Source organism: Rhizobium sp. P1_E6 (assembly GCF_056405875.1).
In genome coordinates this window covers 1-1,346 of sequence record NZ_JBFUBG010000280.1, presented here as the reverse complement: position 1 = coordinate 1,346, position 1,346 = coordinate 1, and the positions used below count along the sequence as shown (strand labels likewise).

The 1,346-nt window shown below is 55.5% G+C and carries 2 protein-coding genes and 1 pseudogene; all 3 read right to left on the bottom strand.

Going from position 1 to position 1,346, the window contains the following annotated elements:
* Positions 1-219, bottom strand: a 219-nt coding sequence (locus AC1D35_RS36225) for an inorganic diphosphatase (RefSeq protein WP_477942839.1), incomplete at its 3' end; no start/stop codon positions are given.
* Between the two features lie 149 nt (positions 220-368).
* On the bottom strand, positions 369-875 hold the full coding sequence (locus tag AC1D35_RS36220) for a GNAT family N-acetyltransferase (RefSeq protein ID WP_113299638.1): 507 nt from the start codon (positions 873-875) through the stop codon (positions 369-371).
* Between the two features lie 197 nt (positions 876-1,072).
* Positions 1,073-1,346, bottom strand: a pseudogene (locus tag AC1D35_RS36215) (translational GTPase TypA); the annotation flags it as partial.

Genomic DNA, 1,346 nt, shown 5'->3' with positions numbered 1-1,346 from the left:
CAGCACGTCGATCGGGTCGCCGTCTTCCGAAAGCGTGTGCGGTACGAAGCCGTAGTTACCCGGATAGGTCATCGGCGTGTAGAGGAAGCGGTCGACAACCAGCGTACCGGCTTCCTTGTCCATTTCGTACTTGATCGGATGACCGCCGACGGGAACCTCGACGATAACGTTGACGTCTTCAGGTGGATTCTTACCGATTGAAACGGCATCGATGCGCATAGGAAACTCCCGCGAGATTGAATTGCGTCGAAGCCAGTTAATCGGTTTCATCTCGCAACGCAACATGCCTCGCAAGCAATGCTTAATATGCGAGGACACTCAAAAGTGGAATATTTTCTGTATCAAATGGCGCGGTTGCGAAGCCGTTATCAATTCCAGATGAAGCCGATCTTTTTGATCTGCTTATGGTCGAAATTTTCTATGCCCTCGCAGAAATCGATCCCGCCATGGTCGCGATAAAAGCTGGCGGCCGTCTCGTTTTCTTCCAGGCACCAGACGACCATGCCGTTGCAGCCGAGAGATTTCAGAAGTCGCCGGGCCTCGCCGAAAAGCATCTTGCCGAGGCCGATGCCCTGATATTCCGGACGCAGGTAGAGCTCATAGATTTCGCCCTCCTGCGGCAGCGCACGGGCACGGTTGAGGCCAAGGGTGGCATAGCCCGCCACGGTGCCTGCCACGTCGAGAACCAGTAGCGTTGCCGGGCCACGTGTCGCTTTGCGCCACCAGGTCTCCCCGCGGCGCTCAATCATGTGGCTGAGAGCGCGATGCGGAATGATGCCCGCATAAGTATGCTGCCAGGAAAGCCGATGGGCTTCCGATATGGCTCGGGCATCATGCGGTTCGGCCCGCCGGACATCAATCGACAACGTCTTCATAACGCTTACTCTGGTCCCGCTGGAGGCAATTAACCATCTGCGGCGACCGCAACGTGATCGATTGCCCACAGACTTGATATGTGGACGACAGAGAAAATTTAACGCTTTTTTAACGATTGTCACAAGAAGGAATCGACGCAGCGCACAATAAAAAACCCCGGCGCGAGGGCCGGGGTTTTAAGAGTTCCTCTAGGCTATCAGAGGGCTGCCTTCGACTTTTCGAAACGCTTGCGGTCGTTCGCGTCGAGATACATCTTACGCAGACGAATGTTCTTCGGTGTCACTTCCATCAACTCGTCGTCCTGGATCCAGGAGAGAGCGCGATCAAGCGTCATCCGGATCGGCGGCGTCAGCTTCACAGCTTCGTCCTTGCCGGCAGCGCGGATGTTGGTCAGCTGCTTGCCCTTGAGCACGTTCACTTCAAGATCGTTGTCGCGCGAATGGATGCCGATGATCATACCGGCATAAACC